The 597-nt window shown below is 68.5% G+C and carries 1 protein-coding gene; it reads right to left on the bottom strand.

Translation table 11 applies throughout. The annotated features are described in order from the left end of the window. Nucleotides 1–455: 455 nt before the first annotated feature. Nucleotides 456–597 (bottom strand): transposase (locus tag IF83_RS0129510; RefSeq protein WP_030549477.1); only part of this gene is annotated, 142 nt, incomplete at its 5' end.

Genomic DNA, 597 nt, shown 5'->3' with positions numbered 1-597 from the left:
CCCCGGATAGACGACCGACCACGGGCCCGCCCTCGGCACGGATGCCGTAACCCCAGCCGCAGCGACACCCGCCGGCCCGCGACGCACCCGCCACCACCACCGCGCCGCCCACCCGGCGCCGTAACCCCGGCTCTTCACTAAGCAGGCAGTTTCGACAACGTGTCTCCACGCGCCAGCACGCACACTGTGCGGGCAGTTCTCCTCCCCCGGACTCAGCGCCTGGGTTCGCGCCTCCGCTCTGCAGCTCTGCTTCGCGCCCCGGCTGCCAGTCTCGGTTCGAGACCCGAACGCAACTCCGGTTCGCGCCAGTGGCCTTCAACCAGGGATCCCACCCCCATTCAGCCTGATTTTGCAAGGAACCCCGCCCCTTCAGGGGTGGGAGGAATTGCATCCTGGTCCGGGCGGCGCGGAGCGCCGCCGTATCGCTCGGTGAAGCTTCTCCGGCGGCGCCGCGTTCAGTCCGGCCGTTTCTGGTTCTCGATGTACTCCTTGACCACGGCCAGTGGTGCGCCACCGCAGGAGCCGGCGAAGTAGGACGGGGACCAGAAGTGCTCACCCCACAGGTACTTGTCGATGTGTGCGGGGAAGTCCTGTCGC

This window comes from Streptomyces albus subsp. albus, assembly GCF_000719865.1.
Classification (GTDB): domain Bacteria; phylum Actinomycetota; class Actinomycetes; order Streptomycetales; family Streptomycetaceae; genus Streptomyces; species Streptomyces albus_E.
Note: the sequence above shows the minus strand (reverse complement) of the source record. Positions and strands in the feature narration are given on the sequence as shown.